Annotated in this window: 15 protein-coding genes; 9 read left to right on the forward strand and 6 right to left on the reverse strand. The window is 74.3% G+C overall.

Features of this window, described 5'->3' with window-relative positions:
- The first annotated feature begins 241 nt into the window (after positions 1-241).
- Together AB0O40_RS34790 and AB0O40_RS34795 are read left to right on the forward strand one after the other, a co-directional pair.
- Entirely contained in the window at positions 242-1375 is a 1134-nt protein-coding gene (locus AB0O40_RS34790; protein WP_365049723.1) for a hypothetical protein, read from the forward strand.
- A gap of 64 nt (positions 1376-1439) precedes the next feature.
- Positions 1440-2546 (forward strand): phosphotransferase family protein, encoded by a 1107-nt coding sequence (locus AB0O40_RS34795; RefSeq protein ID WP_365049724.1) that lies wholly within the window; start codon positions 1440-1442, stop codon positions 2544-2546.
- Positions 2547-2558: 12 nt separating this feature from the next.
- Here AB0O40_RS34795 and AB0O40_RS34800 read toward each other — a convergent pair whose 3' ends face one another.
- Positions 2559-2993, reverse strand: coding sequence for a hypothetical protein (locus AB0O40_RS34800; RefSeq protein ID WP_365049725.1), 435 nt, complete (start codon positions 2991-2993; stop codon positions 2559-2561).
- 215 nt (positions 2994-3208) lie between these two features.
- Between AB0O40_RS34800 and AB0O40_RS34805 the strand changes: the two genes are divergently transcribed.
- From AB0O40_RS34805 to fxsA, 4 genes are all read left to right on the forward strand, one after another.
- Positions 3209-3649 (forward strand): Lrp/AsnC family transcriptional regulator, encoded by a 441-nt coding sequence (locus AB0O40_RS34805; protein WP_365049743.1) that lies wholly within the window; start codon positions 3209-3211, stop codon positions 3647-3649.
- A gap of 117 nt (positions 3650-3766) precedes the next feature.
- Positions 3767-5410: an amidohydrolase gene (locus AB0O40_RS34810; protein ID WP_365049726.1), complete on the forward strand. Its 1644-nt coding sequence runs from the start codon at positions 3767-3769 to the stop codon at positions 5408-5410.
- A gap of 398 nt (positions 5411-5808) precedes the next feature.
- A complete protein-coding gene (locus AB0O40_RS34815) occupies positions 5809-6579 on the forward strand; it encodes a polyprenol monophosphomannose synthase (protein WP_365049728.1) in 771 nt (256 codons plus the stop codon).
- Between the two features lie 77 nt (positions 6580-6656).
- Positions 6657-7247, forward strand: a complete 591-nt coding sequence (fxsA, locus tag AB0O40_RS34820; RefSeq protein WP_365049729.1) for an FxsA family membrane protein — start codon at positions 6657-6659, stop codon at positions 7245-7247.
- Between the two features lie 180 nt (positions 7248-7427).
- Here fxsA and AB0O40_RS34825 read toward each other — a convergent pair whose 3' ends face one another.
- The 3 genes from AB0O40_RS34825 to AB0O40_RS34835 form a co-directional block, all read right to left on the reverse strand.
- Positions 7428-7802, reverse strand: coding sequence for an RNA polymerase-binding protein RbpA (locus AB0O40_RS34825; protein WP_365049731.1), 375 nt, complete (start codon positions 7800-7802; stop codon positions 7428-7430).
- A 255-nt stretch (positions 7803-8057) separates the two neighbouring features.
- Positions 8058-9431, reverse strand: a complete 1374-nt coding sequence (locus tag AB0O40_RS34830) for an MFS transporter (RefSeq protein ID WP_365049733.1) — start codon at positions 9429-9431, stop codon at positions 8058-8060.
- A gap of 65 nt (positions 9432-9496) precedes the next feature.
- Positions 9497-10282 carry a glycerophosphodiester phosphodiesterase gene (locus AB0O40_RS34835; RefSeq protein WP_365049735.1) on the reverse strand — a complete coding sequence of 262 codons (786 nt, stop codon included), beginning with the start codon at positions 10280-10282 and terminating at the stop codon, positions 9497-9499.
- Positions 10283-10510: 228 nt separating this feature from the next.
- Between AB0O40_RS34835 and AB0O40_RS34840 the strand changes: the two genes are divergently transcribed.
- Positions 10511-12007 (forward strand): PLP-dependent aminotransferase family protein, encoded by a 1497-nt coding sequence (locus AB0O40_RS34840; protein ID WP_365049737.1) that lies wholly within the window; start codon positions 10511-10513, stop codon positions 12005-12007.
- A gap of 8 nt (positions 12008-12015) precedes the next feature.
- Here the strand turns inward: AB0O40_RS34840 and AB0O40_RS34845 are convergent, their stop codons facing one another.
- Together AB0O40_RS34845 and AB0O40_RS34850 are read right to left on the reverse strand one after the other, a co-directional pair.
- Positions 12016-13620 (reverse strand): hypothetical protein, encoded by a 1605-nt coding sequence (locus tag AB0O40_RS34845; protein ID WP_365049738.1) that lies wholly within the window; start codon positions 13618-13620, stop codon positions 12016-12018.
- 49 nt (positions 13621-13669) lie between these two features.
- Complete coding sequence (locus tag AB0O40_RS34850) at positions 13670-13864, reverse strand: hypothetical protein (protein ID WP_226733415.1); 195 nt, start codon at positions 13862-13864, stop codon at positions 13670-13672.
- Positions 13865-14194: 330 nt separating this feature from the next.
- On the opposite strand from AB0O40_RS34850, the gene AB0O40_RS34855 reads away from it, so the two are divergent.
- Positions 14195-14632, forward strand: a complete 438-nt coding sequence (locus tag AB0O40_RS34855) for an ankyrin repeat domain-containing protein (RefSeq protein ID WP_365049740.1) — start codon at positions 14195-14197, stop codon at positions 14630-14632.
- A gap of 252 nt (positions 14633-14884) precedes the next feature.
- Positions 14885-16282, forward strand: a complete 1398-nt coding sequence (locus tag AB0O40_RS34860) for a HEAT repeat domain-containing protein (protein ID WP_365049742.1) — start codon at positions 14885-14887, stop codon at positions 16280-16282.
- The last annotated feature ends 493 nt before the right edge of the window (positions 16283-16775 follow it).

The following is a 16775-nucleotide window of genomic DNA, read 5'->3' on the forward strand; positions in this document are numbered from 1 at the left end:
CTTCGCCGTGGCCCTCCGGGCCATCCCAGGCCCGGGCCTGCCTCCGGACCAGCCTGCCACCCCCGTCAAGCGGCGCTCCCCACACATCCCGACCGCCCGCGGCACGCGTACGGGCAGGGCGCCCGCCCAAGGCCTGGACCAGGGGTGCCTTTTCTGTCAGTGGGTGACACGAGTATGGTCCGGGGGCGGTTTCTGACGTACCGTCATATCTCCCCGCCCGGCCGTGCCCAGGAGGTTTGCCATGCCCGTGGACCGTCCCGTCGCCCTTGACGAATACCCCATCCACCAGGTGCCGTTGTCCATGAAGTACGTCGCCACCGGCGACCGCAACGCCTACGACCGGTGCATCTTCCACGTCTTCGACCACGCCGGCCGGGCCCTGCTCATCCTCGGCCTCGGCGTGTACCCCAACACCGGGGTCATCGACGCGTACGCGACCCTGCGGCTGGGGGACGAACTTCTCGCCGTCCGGGCCTCGGACGCCCTCGGCGACGACCGGACGGACCTCTCCGTGGGCCCGCTGCGGATCAAGGTCGACGAACCCCTCAAGCGGCTCACCGTCCAGTGCGACCCCGACCCGGCCGACCCCGACGGCCTCTCCTTCGACATCACCTGGACCGCGGCTTTCCCCGCCGTCTGGGAGCCGCACCACGTCCAGCGGCGCGGGGACCGGCTGATGCTGGAGGGCCGCCGCTTCGTCCAGGCCGGCACCGTCGCCGGCCGGCTCCGCGCCAAGGGCGACGAGGTCCGGCTGGCGCCGGGGGAGTGGACCGGCACCCGGGACCGCAGCTGGGGCGTGCGGCCGCTGCCCGGCGAGGAGGGCGGCCGGGCGGCCGCCGAGCACACCCCCGAGGGCTTCCACTGGCTCTGGGTCCCGGCCGTCTTCGAGGACCGCTTCGTGATGGTCGTCGTCCAGGAGGACGCCGACGGCCACCGCACCCTCAACGACGCCCTGCTGGTGCACCCGGAGTCCGCCGGCCGCCCCGACGTCCAACTCGGCTGGCCGCACGCGGACATCAGCTACCGCTCCGGCAGCCGGCACCCCGAGCGCGCCGTCATCCACCTCAGCGACCCCGCCCGCAAGCCACTCGAACTCGGCGTCGAGGTGCTGACCTCCTCGCCGCTGGCCGTCGGCGCCGGCTACCCGCCCGCCACCGACTGGCAGCACGGCAGCTGGCAGGGCCGAGGCTGGACCGACCGCCGCGTCTACGACCTCTCCGACCCGGCCGCCCACCCCATGGCCGGATACGGCGTCACCGACCACGCCGCCCGCTTCACCCTCGACGGGCGGATCGGCCACGGCATCTTCGAGCACGGCAGCTTCGGCCGCCACGACCCCAGTGGCTTCACCGGCTACGACTCGGTCGCCCCCTGACGACACCCTCCGGTCCCGCCCCGTCGGCCCCGCGAGCAGACGACATCCGAACAGAGAGGCACCCATGGCAGACGCGCCCCGCCCCCGTACCTCCACCCGCGACCCCGAGGAACTGGGCCGCCGGCTCTCCGCCTGGCTCGACCGGGAGCTGCCCGGCGCCGCGGTCACCGGAGTGTCCGTGCCCGGCTCCAACGGCATGTCCAGCGAGACCCTGCTCTTCGACATCGAGCACCCCGACACCCCGCTGCGGGCCTGCGCCCTGCGGCTGGCCGCGGACCCGGCGGCGTACACCGTCTTCCCCACCTACGACATGCCGCGCCAGTACCGGGTGATGAGCCTGGTCGCCCGGCACACGGACGTGCCGGTGCCGGCGGTGCGCTGGCTGGAGGAGGACCCCGGGCCGCTCGGGGCGCCGTTCTTCGTGATGGCCCGCGCCGAGGGCCGGGTACCGCCCGACGTCATGCCCTACACCTACGAGGGCAACTGGCTGCACGCCGCCACCGACGCCGAACGCGCCCGGCTCCAGGAGGCCAGCATCTCGCTGCTCGCCCGGCTGCACGACCAATTCCCGCCGAAAGAAGCGGAGTTCCTGCTCCCCGACGGCGAGGGCAGTCCGCTGCGCCGCCATGTCGACGCCCAACGCGCCTACTACGAATGGGTGGTGGCGGACCTCGCCCGGTCACCGCTGATCGAGCGGGCCTTCGCCCGGCTCGAGGAGCTGTGGCCCGCCGACGAGGGCCCCGCGGTCCTCAACTGGGGCGACGCCCGCATCGGCAACGTCGTGTACGACGGCTTCGAGCCGGCCGCCGTGCTCGACTGGGAGATGGCCGCCCTGGCCCCGCGCGAGGTGGACCTGGGGTGGACGGTCTACCTGCACCGCTTCTTCCAGGACCTGACCGTCGGCTTCGGCCAGGCCGGCCTGCCGGACTTCCTGCGCCGCGCCGACATCGAGGCCCGGTACGCCGAACTCACCGGCCACACCCCGCGCGACATGGAGTTCCACACCCTCTACGCGGCGCTGCGGCACGCGATCGTGATGCTCCGGATCGCCTACCGGCAGGCCCACTTCGGCGAGGTCGAGGTCCCCGCCGAACCGGACGGCCTCATCCTGCACCACGCCAGCCTGGCCGCCATGGTGCAGGGGAGCTACTGGGGAACCGACGGAGGGTGAACCGACGGGCCGTCAGGCCGCCTGGACGTGCTGGCGCATCTGCGGCAGCACCATCCTGACCGGACGCGAGCCCGGACCGCCGACGTGCGAGAAGGGCTGCGTCCGCCAGTCCAGGCCCTGCGGCAGCGACAGCATCACGACCGGCTCCAGCTCGCGCGCGTCCTCGAGCTGCCCGGCCGGCTGCGCCTCGGCGGCCGGCCGGCCGGTCCCGGGGCAGACGGTGAGCCCGAACGGGTTCCACGGCGAGGGGCACAGCGCGTGCTCCGGCAAGAACTCCTCATCGGCCACCAGCGCGATCGACTGGCCGCAGTCGGGGCAGTTCGCGTGGTGGATGTCGAAGGACTCGAAGGCTTCGTAGCCCTCGGCGTCCTCGTCCACGGGCTCCGCGGCGAAGTCGATATCGAGGGGCTCCGGCTCGGTGCGGCCGGCGCGCTTCATGTTCGGCATGGATGTACTCCCCCTTGGGTGGGCCGGGCAGACAGTTCAGGGCCTCGGCCACAGCAAGCACTTCCCGCCACGCGGCACGAGTAACCACGACACCCCGGCGTAGACCTCCATACCCTTGTGGCATTGGTCACATGCCCGCCGCAGGTGCCTCTTCCGGCCCGCCGCCACTGTGCCTGAACTGCCCCGGGGACATAGGTTGGGCCGCTATGAGTGCAATGGAGGAGCTGGACCGGCAGATCGTTGATCTGCTCGTCAAGGACGGGCGGATGAGCTACACCGACCTGGGCAAGGCCACCGGCCTGTCGACGTCGGCGGTCCACCAGCGAGTACGCCGCCTGGAGCAGCGCGGAGTGATCCGCGGCTACGCGGCGGTGGTCGACCCCGAGGCCGTCGGGCTGCCCCTGACGGCCTTCATCTCGGTGAAGCCCTTCGACCCCAGCGCGCCGGACGACATCGCCGAGCGGCTGGCCGGAGTGCCCGAGATCGAGGCCTGCCACAGCGTGGCGGGCGACGAGAACTACATCCTCAAGGTGCGGGTCTCGACGCCGCTCGAACTGGAGGACCTGCTGGGCCGGCTGCGGGCCCTCGCGGGGGTGTCCACCCGCACCACCGTGGTCCTGTCCACCCCCTACGAATCCCGCCCGCCCCGCATCTGACCCGCGTCCCGCCCCGCAGGACCGCCGCCCCGGCACCACGGCCCCGTCCGGCCCGCCCGGCGGCGACGAACCACCCCGCGGACGTCCGTGCCCCACGAAGGCGCGAGACTGTTCCCCATGACCGAGCGCGCGACCGCCCCCGCGGAGACCCCCGCAGACGACCCCCTCCGCACCATCCTGCTGCGCCGAGGCGAGGTGCACAGCCCCGCCGATCCCTTCGCCACCGCGATGGTGGTCGAGCGCGGGCACATCGCCTGGGTCGGTTCGGAGGGCGCCGCCGACGCCTTCGCCGACGGGGCCGACGAGATCGTCGACCTGGACGGCGCCCTGGTCACCCCGGCGTTCACCGACGCCCACGTGCACGCCACCTCCACCGGACTCGCCCTGACCGGGCTCGACCTGTCCGACGCCCCCAGCCTGACCCGCGCCCTGGAGCTCGTACGCGACCACGCGCGGGCCCGGCCGGAGGACCGGGTGCTGCTCGGCCACGGCTGGGACGCGGCCCGCTGGCCCGAGCGGCGGGCCCCGCACCGCGAGGAGCTGGACGAGGCGACCGGCGGCCGGCCCCTCTACCTCTCCCGGATCGACGTCCACTCCGCCGTGGTCACCACGGCCCTGCTGGACCTGGTACCCGGCATCCGGGCGCGCACCGGCTTCGACGCCGGGGCGCCCCTGACCCGCGACGCCCACCACGCCGTCCGCGCCGCCGCCTTGGCGGCGGTCGGCCCCGCCCAGCGCACCGAGGCCCAGCGGGCCGCCCGGCACCGGGCCGCCGCCCTCGGCATCGGCTCGCTCCACGAATGCGGGGGCCCCGAGATCTCCTCGGCCGAGGACTTCACCGGCCTGCTCGCCCTGGCCGCCGCCGAGGCCGGCCCCCGGGTCCACGGCTACTGGGCCGAACGCGACGTCGAGGCCGCCCGCGAGCTCGGCGCCGTCGGCGCCGCCGGGGACCTGTTCGTCGACGGCGCCCTCGGCTCGCACACCGCCTGCCTGCACGCCCCCTACGCGGACGGTGCCCACACCGGCACCGCCTACCTGACCGCCGCCGACGTCGCCGAGCACGTCGCCGCCTGCACCGAGGCGGGCCTCCAGGCCGGTTTCCACGCCATCGGCGACGCCGCCGTGGCCTCCGTGGTGGACGGCATCCGGGCCGCCGCCGAGAAGGTCGGCATCGAGCGGATCCGGGCCGCCCGGCACCGCGTCGAGCACGCCGAGATGATGACCCCGGCCACCATCGCCGCCTTCGCCGAGCTCGGCCTCACCGCCTCCGTCCAGCCCGCCTTCGACGCCTACTGGGGCGGCGAGGAGGGGATGTACGCCGAACGGCTGGGTGCCGAGCGGGCCCGCACCCTCAACCCCTACGCCGCGATGCTGCGCGCCGGGGTGCCCCTGGCCTTCGGCTCGGACGCCCCGGTCACCCCCCTCGACCCGTGGGGCACGGTCCGGGCGGCCGCCTTCCACCGCACCCCCGAGCACCGGATCTCGGTCCGGGCCGCCTTCACCGCGCACACCCGCGGCGGCTGGCGGGCGCTGGGCCGCGACGACGCCGGCGTCCTCGTGCCGGGCGCGCCCGCCGACTACGCCCTCTGGCGGACCGACGAACTGGTGGTGCAGGCCCCCGACGACCGGGTGGCCCGCTGGTCCACCGACCCCCGCTCCGGCACCCCCGGGCTGCCCGACCTCACCCCCGGCCGGGACCTGCCCGAGTGCCTGGCGACGGTGGTCGGCGGACGGACGGTGTACGTACGGCCACAGGGGTGATCCGGGCGGCTGCGTTCCGCCGATCGAAGGTGCGTCCGGGCCGGGCCTGCTCGGCCCGGACCGTGCCGCTGACCTGGACTTTCACCGCGAAGGCGCAGGTCGGACCGGTGTTGACAGCCGACTGAGGTCCCCGGGTAGGTTCTGCGGCGTCCACCACAGGACGTCCGTACCGGACGAACCCGTACGTACCGCGCGCCCGCGCCTCGGGAGCGAGGGAAGGTTTCGCCGGCCGGAGGGGTGCGACCCGGGTGGGGCCCGCCGTCCAGTAGACAACGGTCTCGGCCGCCCGCAGCCGGCGGGAGCCGGACCGGCCCGAAGGACTCCGGGCCCCGATCCGCAGATCCCCTTCCCCGCCTCGCTAAGGTGGGTACCTGTGAACGGACGCGATAGGGGATTCAGTGAGTGACGGCGGTGAGCGGCGGTACGGACCGCTCGGCACGGCCCTGGTGATCATTCCGACCTACAACGAGGCGGAGAACATCAGGCCGATCGTCTCCCGCGTCCGCGCGGCGGTCCCCGAGGCGCACGTCCTCGTCGCGGACGACAACAGCCCGGACGGCACCGGCAAGATCGCCGACGAGATCGCGGCCGAGGACGACCACGTCCAGGTCCTGCACCGCAAGGGCAAGGAAGGGCTCGGCGCGGCCTACCTCGCCGGCTTCCGGTGGGGCATCGAGCACGGCTACGGCGTGCTGATCGAGATGGACGCCGACGGCTCCCACCAGCCCGAGGAACTGCCCCGGCTGCTGACCGCCCTCAAGGGCGCCGACCTGGTGCTCGGCTCGCGCTGGGTGCCCGGCGGCCGGGTGGTGAACTGGCCGGCCCACCGCAAGCTGCTCTCCCGCGGCGGCAGCACCTACTCCCGGCTGATGCTGGACGTGCCCATCCGGGACGTCACCGGCGGCTACCGGGCCTTCCGCAAGGAGACCCTGGAGGGGCTGGGCCTGGACCAGGTCGCCTCGCAGGGCTACTGCTTCCAGGTCGACCTGGCCCGGCGCGCGGTGGAGGCCGGCTTCCACGTGGTGGAGGTGCCGATCACCTTCGTCGAGCGCGAGTTCGGCGACAGCAAGATGAGCCGGGACATCGTGGTCGAGGCGCTGTGGCGGGTCACCGCCTGGGGCCTGGGCACCCGCACGAACAAGCTGCTGGGCCGCTCCGAGCGCGACTGAGCCGGGCCGGGGCCCCCGCGCGGGGGCCCTACCCGGCCCTTACGCCGTTTTGGCGGCCGTCCGGGCACACTGGGGGCATGATGAGCGGCGTTCCCTCCCCGACGGCCCCCCAGCGCTCCCGGGTGCGCACCTTCCTGCCCCTGGCGGTGGCCGCGTGGGTGATCCTCGAGATCTGGCTGCTGACCCTGGTCGGCTCGGCGGCCGGCGGCTTCACCGTCTTCGCCCTGCTGGCCGGCGGCATCGTGCTCGGCGCGGTGGTGATCAAGCGGGCCGGCCGGCGGGCCTTCCGCTCCCTGCGGGACGGCCTCCAGCAGGCCCAGGCCGGCCCCGGCGGGATGCCGGCGGCCCCGGCGCCCGGCGCGGGCAGCGGCAACGGCCTCACCATGCTCGGCGGCCTGCTCCTGATGGTGCCCGGCCTGATCTCCGACGTGGTCGGACTGCTCTGCCTGGTCCCGGGGGTGCGCGAGCGGATCGGCAGGCTGGCCTCCCGCTCCCTGGAGCGCCGGATGTCGGCCGCCGCCCCGGGCTCCTTCGGTGACGCCTTCCAGCAGGCCCGGATCCACTATCCGGACGGCAAGGTCGTCCAGGGCGAGGTCATCCGGGAGGACCGCCCCGGCGGCCCGGCCGGGGGCGGGTACGACGCCGGGCGGCCGCCCCTGACCCCCTGATCGCCCAAGACACGAGGATGCCCCGGCCGGGCGAACCGGCCGGGGCATCCTCGCGTGTCCGGGGCTTGCTGACGAGGCGTGTCCGGGCACGGCGGTGAGCTGTGCCCGGACATGCCGACGAGCCGGGGGCCGTGCCACCCTGAGTGGCACGGCCCCCGGCTCGTGTAGCAGTACGCGCTGTTACGCGGACTTGCGGCTGTCCCGCGGGTGCACCGCGATGTTCATGGCACCGGAACGCAGTACGGCCAGACGCTCGGCCAGTACCTCTTCCAGCTCTTCGCGGGTTCGCCGCTCCATGAGCATGTCCCAGTGCGTGCGCGCGGGCTTGCCCTTCTTCTCTTCGGGCCCGTCCCCGTCCACCAGGAGTGCCACGGCGCCGCACGCCTTGCACTCCCACTCCGGCGGAATGTCCGCCTCAACCGAGAACGGCATCTCAAAACGATGTCCGTTCTGGCATGCGTACTCCACCGCCTGGCGCGGGGCCAGATCGATGCCGCGGTCCGTCTCGTAGCTGGTAACCACGAGCCGCGTGCCGCGGAGAGCTCGCTCACTCATGAATCGTGCCTCCCGGGCTTGTCGCCCACAGGACAGGTGTCGCTGTCGTCGTCATCCGGTCAACGTCCGGTCGGCGGTATAGATTCCCGCTCCGGGTCGTGCGTCGCCCGTCGTGCCGCCCCTTGTTGTACCCACCAATGCCCGTTTTGTCACATCTGGCAGCAGATGTCACCCAACGTTTTCATTTTATGAGCACGCAGTAACGGTCCGCCTGGCAGGCCAAAGGCGTACACTACCGGCCTTTGACTTCGACGTCTAAATCCGGTCCGGAACCGGGTTTCCGGCCGCGGCCACGGCCTCCCGTACGGGCACCCGTGCGAGCAGCACGAACCCCAGTGCGAAGAAGGCCACGAGCGAGATGATCGCATCCCGGTAGCTCCCGGTCACCTGATAGGTCAGACCGAAAACCAGCGGCCCGACCCAGCTCACCCCGCGGTCGCTCATCTCGTACGCCGAGAAGTACTCGGCCTCCTTCCCGGCCGGCACCAGGTGCGAGAAGAGCGACCGGGAGAGCGCCTGGCTGCCGCCGAGCACCAGCCCGATCATCGAGGCGAGCAGGAAGAAGGCCACCGGCGCCCCGGACGGCAGGAAGAAACCGGCCGCCAGGGTGAAGGTCCAGGCCACCAGCGAGCCGAGGATGGTCCGCTTCGCGCCGTACGAACGGGCCAGCCGCCCCATCCCCAGCGCCCCGGCCACCGCCAGCACCTGCACCAGCAGCACCGCCACGATCAGGGTGGACTGGCTCAGGTCCAGCTCCTCCGAGCCGTACACCGAGGCCTGCGAGATCACGGTCTGGATGCCGTCGTTGTAGATCAGGTACGCCAGCAGGAACGCCAGTGTCAGCGGGTGCCGGCGCATGTCCTTGAGCGTGGCGATCAGCTGCTTCCAGCCGGAGGCGGCGCCGCCCGGCACGGCGTGGCGCACCACCGCCCGGTCCCGCAGCCGCTTCAGCGGGATGATCGCGAAGGCGCCCCACCACAGACCGGCCGAGGCCAGGCAGATCCGCACCGCGGCGCCCTCGGTCAGGCCGAAGGAGTCGTGCCCCTGGAACAGCACCAGGTTGAGCACCAGCACGAACGCCCCGGAGGTGTACCCGAAGGCCCAGCCGCGCGAGGAGACGGTGTCCCGCTCGTCAGGCTCCGCGATCTGCGGCAGGTAGGCGTTGTAGAGCACCATCGAGACCGACAGCGAGGCATTGGCCACGATCAGCAGGAAGCCGCCCAGCAGGTAGCGCTCCCCGCCCAGGAAGAACATCGCGGTGGTCGCCGCGGCGCCGGTGTACGCGGCCGCCGCGAGCAGCGGCTTCTTGCGCCCCGACCGGTCCGCCGCCGCGCCCACCAGCGGCATCACCAGGACCGCCGTGATCACCGAGGCGGACACCGCGTACGCGAAGAAGGAACCGGCCCGCACCGGGATGCCCAGCGGGTGCACGTACCCCTGCGCGTCCGCGGCCGCCTTGGCGACGGCCGTCAGGTACGGCCCGAGGAACACCGTCAGCACGCTGGTCGAGTAGACCGAGCAGGCGAAGTCGTAGAAGTACCAGCCGTGCTGCTCGCGGCGGCGCTCCGCGGCCCGGGCCGCGGCGTCCTCCGCGGGCCCCTCGGCCTCTTCCGTGGTCTGTGCACTCACCGGTGCCCCCTCAAGTCCCGTCACGCGCGGGAGGGCGTGACCCGCGAGGGGGCGCGGCGGGCCGGTCAGGCCCAGGCCCCGCGCTGGTCCAGCACCGTGCGCAAGATGTCGATCCGGTCGGTCATGATGCCATCGACACCCAGGTCCAGGAGAGCCTCCATACGTTGCGGTTCGTTCACGGTCCAGACGTGAACCTGCAGGCCCCGGTCGTGCGCCGTCTTCACGAAGCGCCGGTCAACCACCCGGATCCCGGACTGCGTCTCGGGCACCTGCGCGGCCACCGCCCCCACCCGCAGCGCGGCCGGGATCGCGTACGAGCGCAGCCGCAGCCCGACCACGCCCCGCATGCCGTACGAGGTCGCCAGCCGGGGACCGGCCAGCCGCTGCGCCCGGGCCACCCGGCTCTCCGAGAACGACCCGACGCAGACCCGGTCCCACAGCCGCGCCCGGGCGATCAGGTTGATCAGGGGGTGCAGCGCGGACTCGTCCTTGACGTCGATGTTCCAGCGGGCCTCGGGGAACTCCTCGACCAGCTCCTCGAAGAGCGGCAGCGGCTCCGTGCCGGCCACCCGGGCCCGGGCCACCTCGCTCCAGGGGAGCCGGGCGATCCGGCCGCCGGAATCGGTCACCCGGTCCAGGGTGGCGTCGTGGAAGGCCACCAGCTTGCCGTCGGCGGTGGCGTGGACATCGGTCTCGAAGTACCGGTATCCCGCGTCGGCGGCCCGCCGGAAGGCGGCGGCGGTGTTCTCCAGCCCGTCGGCCGCCCCGCCGCGGTGGGCGAAGGCGAGCGGACCGGGGTGGTCCAGGTACGGATGGCGTGGGGGTACGTGCGTCACGGCGGCAGTATGCATCCCCGCGGCCGCCCGCGCGCCACCGCCCGCCCTCCCGGCGGCGACGCACCGGTGAACACGGCGGGGTGCGGGCGCCGGTGGCCGCGGTGCGGGAGGGCGGTGGTGGGCGGGGGAGGGCGCGTGGCAGGCTGGGCGGCGGAAAAGCAATCCAATCAGGCCCGCACGGCCCGCCCGGACCGGGCGCCCGCCGCCCGCAGGGGCCAATTCCGCAAAGGTGGACCGGACAGCATGGCGCAGTGGACCTCGGCCGTCGGCGCGGCGCAACTCGCCCGCCACCTCGCCGCCCAGCAGCCCCAGCCGGCCGTCCCGGGCGCCCGCAAGGCCCCCGCCTACCGGGCCCTGGCCGACGGGATCCGGCTGCTGGTCCTGGAGGGCCGGGTGCCGGTGGCGGCCCGGCTGCCCGCCGAGCGGGAGCTGGCCACGGCCCTCGCGGTCAGCCGCACCACCGTCGCCGCCGCGTACGAGGCGCTGCGCGCCGAGGGCTTCCTCGAGTCCCGGCGCGGGGCCGGCAGCTGGACCTCGGTACCGGCCGGCAGCCCGCTGCCCGCCCGGGGCCTGGAGCCGCTGCCGCCCGAGTCCCTCGGCTCGCTCATCGACCTCGGCTGCGCCGCCCTGCCGGCCCCGGAGCCCTGGCTGACCCGGGCCGTCCAGGGCGCGCTGGAGGAGCTGCCGCCGTACGCGCACACCCACGGCGACTACCCCGCCGGGCTGCCCAACCTGCGCCGGATGCTGGCCGACCGGTACACCGAGCAGGGCATCCCGACCATGCCCGAGCAGATCATGGTCACCACCGGCGCGATGGGCGCGATGGACGCCATCTGCCACCTCTTCGCCGGCCGCGGCGAACGGGTGGCCGTCGAGTCGCCCTCGTACGCCAACATCCTCCAGCTGATGCGGGCGGCCGGGGCCCGGCTGGTGCCGGTGGCCATGGCCGACGGCCTGGGCGGCTGGGACCTGCCGGTCTGGCGCCAGGTGCTGCGGGACGCGGTGCCGCGGCTGGCGTACGTGGTCGCGGACTTCCACAACCCCACCGGCGCGCTGGCCGACGAGGACCAGCGCCGCTCCCTGGTCGAGTCGGCCCGCTCGGCCGGCACGGTCCTGGTCGTGGACGAGACGATGATCGAGCTGGACCTGGAGGGCGGCCCGATGCCGCGGCCGGTCTGCTCCTTCGACCCGGCGGGCAGCACGGTGATCACCGTCGGCTCGGCCAGCAAGGCCTTCTGGGCGGGGATGCGGATCGGCTGGGTCCGGGCCGCCCCGGACGTGATCCGCAGCCTGGTCGCGGCCCGCGCCTACGCCGACCTGGGCACGCCGGTGCTGGAGCAGCTGGCGGTCAACTGGCTGATGCACACCGGCGGCTGGGCGGAGGCCGTGGAGATGCGCCGCGACCAGGCCCGGGAGAACCGCGACGCGCTGGTGGCGGCGGTCCGCCGGGAGCTGCCGGACTGGGAGTTCGAGGTGCCCCGCGGCGGCCTGACCCTGTGGGCCCGGGCCGGCGGCCTGTCCGGCTCGAGGCTGGCGGAAGTGGGCGAGCGGGTCGGCGTCCGGGTCCCCTCGGGTCCGCGCTTCGGTCTGGACGGCGCCTTCGAGGGCTACGTCCGGCTCCCCTTCACGGTGGGCGGCCCGGTGGCCGACGAGGCCGCCGCCCGGCTGGCCGCCGCCACCCGGCTGCTCGCCGGCGCCGGCCCGGGCAGCGGGGAATCGCCGCGGACGTTCGTGGCCTGAGGCCGGGGCTACTCCACGCCGCCCTTGACGGCGTTGACCTCGGCGATCTCGGCGGCCGCGATCTCCCGGCCCGCCGGGATGCCGTCGGACGGCGGCCGGCCGGCCGGTCCCTTCCGCTCCGGCAGGAGGGACATGACCGCCTCCCGGTGCGCCGGCCCGGTCGCGTCGTCGTACGGATCGGGGGTGGCCGGGACCTGGAGCCGGTGCACCGGGCCGGTGCCCAGCCGGGCGTACCCCCGGCCCGGCGGCAGCAGCGCCGGCGGGGTGGTGTTCGGCGGCGCGCCAAGGACGCCGGCGATCTGCGCGAGCGAGGCGGGGCCCAGCACCACCCGGGCCCGGGTGTGCGCGTACACGGCGTCGGTCAGCAGTTCCAGGTTCTCGAAGTGCTCCGCGACCACCACCGTCACCCCGGCGGGCCGGCCGTGCCGCAGCGGGACCTCGAGGAGGCCCAGCGGGTCCGGGCGGCCGTTGGCGTGCGCGAGGTGGCCCAGCACGGTGGGCCGGTCCAGCAGCAGCCACAGCGGGCGGCGGGTGTCCTCGGGGGCCGGGTGGCCGGCCTGCCGGGCCCGGTTGGCGGCGACCAGCCGCCGTTCGGTCTCGTGCGCGGCCCACTCCAGCGTGGCCAGCGCGCCGGTGAGCCCGCACTCCACCGCCAGCACCCCGGCCCGGCCGGTCAGGCAGGCGTACTCGCCGGTGCCGCCGCCCTCCACGACCAGCACGTCGCCGTGCTGGAGCGCCTGGAGGGCGAGGGAGCGCAGCAGGGAGGAGGTGCCGCTGCCCGGCTGGCCGACGGCCAGCAGGTGCGGCTCGGTGGAGCGGGCCCCGGTCCGCCAGACGACCGGGGGGACGTCCCGGGTCTGCTCGCCGTCCAGGACCGGGAGGGTGCGCTGGACCCCGCTGGCGTCGGTGACGCCCAGCACCAGCTCGCCGGGGGCGGTGACGAAGCGCTGCGCGACGATGCCGGTGGGCAGCGGGGGCAGCACGCTGAGGTCGAGCTGGTTGCCCTCCTCGTCCCAGTCGAAGAGGTACTCCCGGCCGCGCCCCGACTTGGCGTGCAGCAACTGCTCGATCCGGGCCCGGGAGGCCGCCTCGCCGTCGGTGAAGTACGCGGGATAGCGGATCCGCAGCCGGCTGATGCGGCCCGCCTCGTCGAAGGCGTACTGGCTGAAGGCCTTCTCCCAGTCGCCGCCGTGGGCGAAGAGCGGGGCCGGGTCCTCGGCGAGGGCGAAGTAGGGGACCAGGGCTTCGTAGAGCGCCCTCAGCCGCTCGGCCTCGGCCTCGCCGGGGCCGGTGGGCGCGGGGGTGCGGTCGCGGCCGTGCCAGGCCGCGGCGGCCATCAGTGCGCCCAGGGCGACCAGTGGGCCGTACGGCATCAGTGCGACGACCAGGATGCAGGCGGCCACCAAGAAGAGCGCGGGTCCGCGCTTGTCCTTGGGGGTGTCCGTCCAGCGGCGCCGCGCGGTGGCGGCGAGCACCCGCAGGCCGCGCCCGATGGTCAGGAGGGGATGGAAGACGTCCGTGGCGCTGTCGGCGGCCGTGCGCGCGAAGTCGCGGCCCCGGGCCAGTGAAGCGCTGCCGCTGCTGAGGATGCGGGGAAGTGGTCGCCGGGCCACGGGCGTCTCCTGGATTTGTTCCTGCCGGTGTTGCGGTGTGCGGGGTGGCTCAGAGCTTGATCCCGCCCAGCAGCGAGGCGATGCTCGCGGTGCTGGCCGTGATGCTCGGGGCGATCGCGGAGCCCGCGAGGAAGAAGCCGAAGAGTGCGCAGACGAAGGCGTGCGACAGCTTCATCCCGTCCTTCCTGAAGAACAGGAAGCAGATGATGCCGAGCAGGACGACGCCCGAGATGTTCAGAACCATGTGGAGTTCTCCTGGTTGATGGGGACAGTCACCATGAGTTGTTCCAGGCTCACAGCAAGTATCTATGCGACAAAAGGTGCATACGGGTGAATTCGCTGTGATTTCACTTGACCGGCCGCGTTCGAGTGGCGGCCCGGACCGGATCCGGTGCAGCGGCGGTCCGGCGGGCGGCCGGCCGATCACCCACGGGTGATCTTTGCCTCGGCCGGGTCCGGCCATGTCCCCGACGGGGCAGTACCCTGTCGATTCACTCGTACGGACGCAGCGGCCGTACGCCCCCGGACCGGCCCGGGCCTGGGGAAACGCACTGGTGGAAAGGCGGCACCTGAGATGAGCGGGACCGACGAGAACGCGGCGCGCCCCGAGCAGGGCGCGGACGCCGGGGCCCCCGACGCCGACGTGGTCGAACTGGCCACCAAGATCTTCGACCTGGCCCGCCAGGGCGACGCCGGCGCCCTCGCCGCCTACGTCGACGCGGGCGTCCCGGCGAACCTCACCAACGACCGCGGCGACACGCTCGTCATGCTCGCCGCCTACCACGGCCACGCCGAGGCGGTCACCGCCCTGCTGGCCCGCGGCGCCGAGGCCGACCGGGCCAACGACCGGGGCCAGACCCCGCTGGCCGGAGCCGTCTTCAAGGGCGAGGAAGCCGTGATCCGCGCCCTCCTCGAAGGCGGCGCCGACCCGAACGCGGGCACGCCGTCCGCCGTGGACACGGCGCGGATGTTCGGGAAGGCCGAACTGCTCGTGCTCTTCGGGGCCGCCTGACCCCCGGCCCGGGTGCGCGCCGCAGGGGAGACCGTAAATGTGGTCGCGGCGTGCGAAGAGGCTGGGTCATCATGGCGTCGGATCGGGAAGACAACCCGACGACAACGGGGGGAAGCTCCGGACACGACGAAAGGCTCAAGGTGATGGTCCACATCAAGCGGAAGACGACTGCGGGTGCCCCGACATGCTGTTGCGCGGCCAGGTGAATCCCGATTCCCGGTCGCGTCTACAGCTTGATTTGAGGCCATTCCCATGTTCGAAGCAGTCATAGCGCCGAGCGGTACCCTGCTCGGCCTCCTCCAGAGAGGCCGCGGCGACGGGACGCTGCACGCGCTCGCCGCGCCGCGCGCCGAAGCGCTCGCGGCCCTCAACCAGTGCGTGCTGCACGATCCCCGCCACGACTGGCAGGTCGAGAACCGCTCCCTGTACTACGCCCGCCTCTACCTCGACCTCAACGGCCCCCTCGGGGCGATCGAGGCCCACCTCTTCGACGCCGAGGACCTGCTCGACGAGGACGAGAACCGCACCGGTCTCGCCCTGTCCGTCCTCGGCCACCTCGCCTCCTACGGCCGCGACGACGCGCTGATGCTGCTGCGCCGCTACGCCGCCGGCGGGGCCAACTGGTCCTGGGCCCTGGACGAGCTCGCGGTACGCGACGACGACGCCGGGCTGCGGGCCCTGGGCGCCCCCGTCATGGAGCGGTTCCCCGCCACGCCCGAGGGCGAGGCGCGGCTGGCCGCCGCCGTCCGCGACGCGTACGAACCACGCCCCTGGCGCCTGTGGGAGGAGCTGCCTCAGTTCGCCGCCCGCCTCGGCGCGGCCCGCGAGCAGGGCTCCTTCGACCGCTGGCAGCGCCAGCTGACCCCGACCGGGCCCCGGCCCGGCTGGAGCGTCGGCGCCGTACTGGAGTGGGCCGAGGAGGGCCTGCGCCGGGGCACCCCGCTGCACGTACCGGCCGCCCGATGTCTGGCCGCCGTCGCCACCGCGGAGGACCGGCCGCAGATCCTGGCCGCCGCGGCCACCGGCGGACCGGCCGCCCGCGCCACCGCCCTGCACCACCTGGTCGTGGCCGAGCCGGCGAACCCGGCCGTGCTCGACCTGATCGAGGCCGCCGCCGCGGACGACGCGGTCGTCGCCGCCTTCGAACGCATGCTGACCGAGGGGGCCCTGGACCGGGCCCGGTCCTGGGTCCACCGGCCCGACACGCTCGGCGCCGCCGCCGGCCGGATGCTCGCCGCCCGCGGCGGGGCGGCCGACGCGCCCCTGGTACTCGGCGCCCTGCGGGAGGCGGTCCGCACCGACGGGCCGGACACCGCGGCGCTGTGGCCGCTGGTCGACGGCGCGGGCCGGCTGCACATCGCCTGTGCGGCGCCGGTGCTGCGGCACGTGTACCGCGAGACCGCCTCCTCGCACCTGCGCGGCCGGGCCGCGGCGGCGCTCGCCGCCACCGACCCGTCCTTCGCGGCCGGCTTCGCGGTCGAGTGCCTGTGGGACTGCGAGGAGTCGACGCGGGAGGTCGCGGCGCGGCACGCCGAGACCGGCGATGCGCGGGTGGTCGACCGGCTCCGTCGCCTCGCCGCCGACCCGGCGGAAGAGGAAGACGTCCAAACCGCCGTCCGCAACCGCATCACCCCCGACCCGGCCCTGTAGCCCCCGGCGGCCCCGCCCCTCGCCGGGCGCGGGGCCGCCGGTACGCGGGGCCGCCCTTGCCCGGTTCGCGAGGCCGCCCTCGCCGGCCGCGGGGCCGCCCTCTGCGTCCGGCTGGTGCGGGACGTCTTGGCCTCGCCGGTGCAGTGGCATTCCAGCCCCGCCGGCGATTGAGGCGCGGGGTCCGGGGCGGCGCCCCGAAGTCTGGGCCCGGCCCGCCGTGTGCGTCCCGCGGGTGCGGGGACGTCTTGGCCTTGCCGGTGGAGTGGCATTCCAGCCTCGCCGGCGTTTGAGGCGCGGGGTCCGGGGCGGCGCCCCGATACCTGGGCTCGACTCGCCCCTTTGCGCCCCGCTCTGCCGGGGACGCCTTCGGCTCAGCCGGGGGCCCCGCCCATCCAGCCCCGCCGGCGTTTGAGGCGCGGGTTCCGGGCACGGGCCCGGCCGCTGCGCGGAGCTGTCCCCTCCCCGCCCCTTCCCGAAACCGGTGGGCGGCTGC

Origin of the sequence: Streptomyces sp. NPDC089919 (genome assembly GCF_040684615.1) — a bacterium.
GTDB lineage: Bacteria > Actinomycetota > Actinomycetes > Streptomycetales > Streptomycetaceae > Streptomyces.

Coding starts and splice junctions, on each gene's coding strand:
- AB0O40_RS34790 (WP_365049723.1), top strand. CDS start 242: ATGCCCGTGGACCGTCCCGTCGCCCTTGACGAATACCCCATCCACCAG.
- AB0O40_RS34855 (WP_365049740.1), top strand. CDS start 14,195: ATGAGCGGGACCGACGAGAACGCGGCGCGCCCCGAGCAGGGCGCGGAC.
- AB0O40_RS34850 (WP_226733415.1), bottom strand. CDS start 13,864: ATGGTTCTGAACATCTCGGGCGTCGTCCTGCTCGGCATCATCTGCTTC.
- AB0O40_RS34805 (WP_365049743.1), top strand. CDS start 3,209: ATGGAGGAGCTGGACCGGCAGATCGTTGATCTGCTCGTCAAGGACGGG.
- AB0O40_RS34835 (WP_365049735.1), bottom strand. CDS start 10,282: ATGCATACTGCCGCCGTGACGCACGTACCCCCACGCCATCCGTACCTG.
- AB0O40_RS34840 (WP_365049737.1), top strand. CDS start 10,511: ATGGCGCAGTGGACCTCGGCCGTCGGCGCGGCGCAACTCGCCCGCCAC.
- AB0O40_RS34825 (WP_365049731.1), bottom strand. CDS start 7,802: ATGAGTGAGCGAGCTCTCCGCGGCACGCGGCTCGTGGTTACCAGCTAC.
- AB0O40_RS34795 (WP_365049724.1), top strand. CDS start 1,440: ATGGCAGACGCGCCCCGCCCCCGTACCTCCACCCGCGACCCCGAGGAA.
- AB0O40_RS34860 (WP_365049742.1), top strand. CDS start 14,885: ATGTTCGAAGCAGTCATAGCGCCGAGCGGTACCCTGCTCGGCCTCCTC.
- fxsA (WP_365049729.1), top strand. CDS start 6,657: ATGATGAGCGGCGTTCCCTCCCCGACGGCCCCCCAGCGCTCCCGGGTG.
- AB0O40_RS34800 (WP_365049725.1), bottom strand. CDS start 2,993: ATGCCGAACATGAAGCGCGCCGGCCGCACCGAGCCGGAGCCCCTCGAT.
- AB0O40_RS34810 (WP_365049726.1), top strand. CDS start 3,767: ATGACCGAGCGCGCGACCGCCCCCGCGGAGACCCCCGCAGACGACCCC.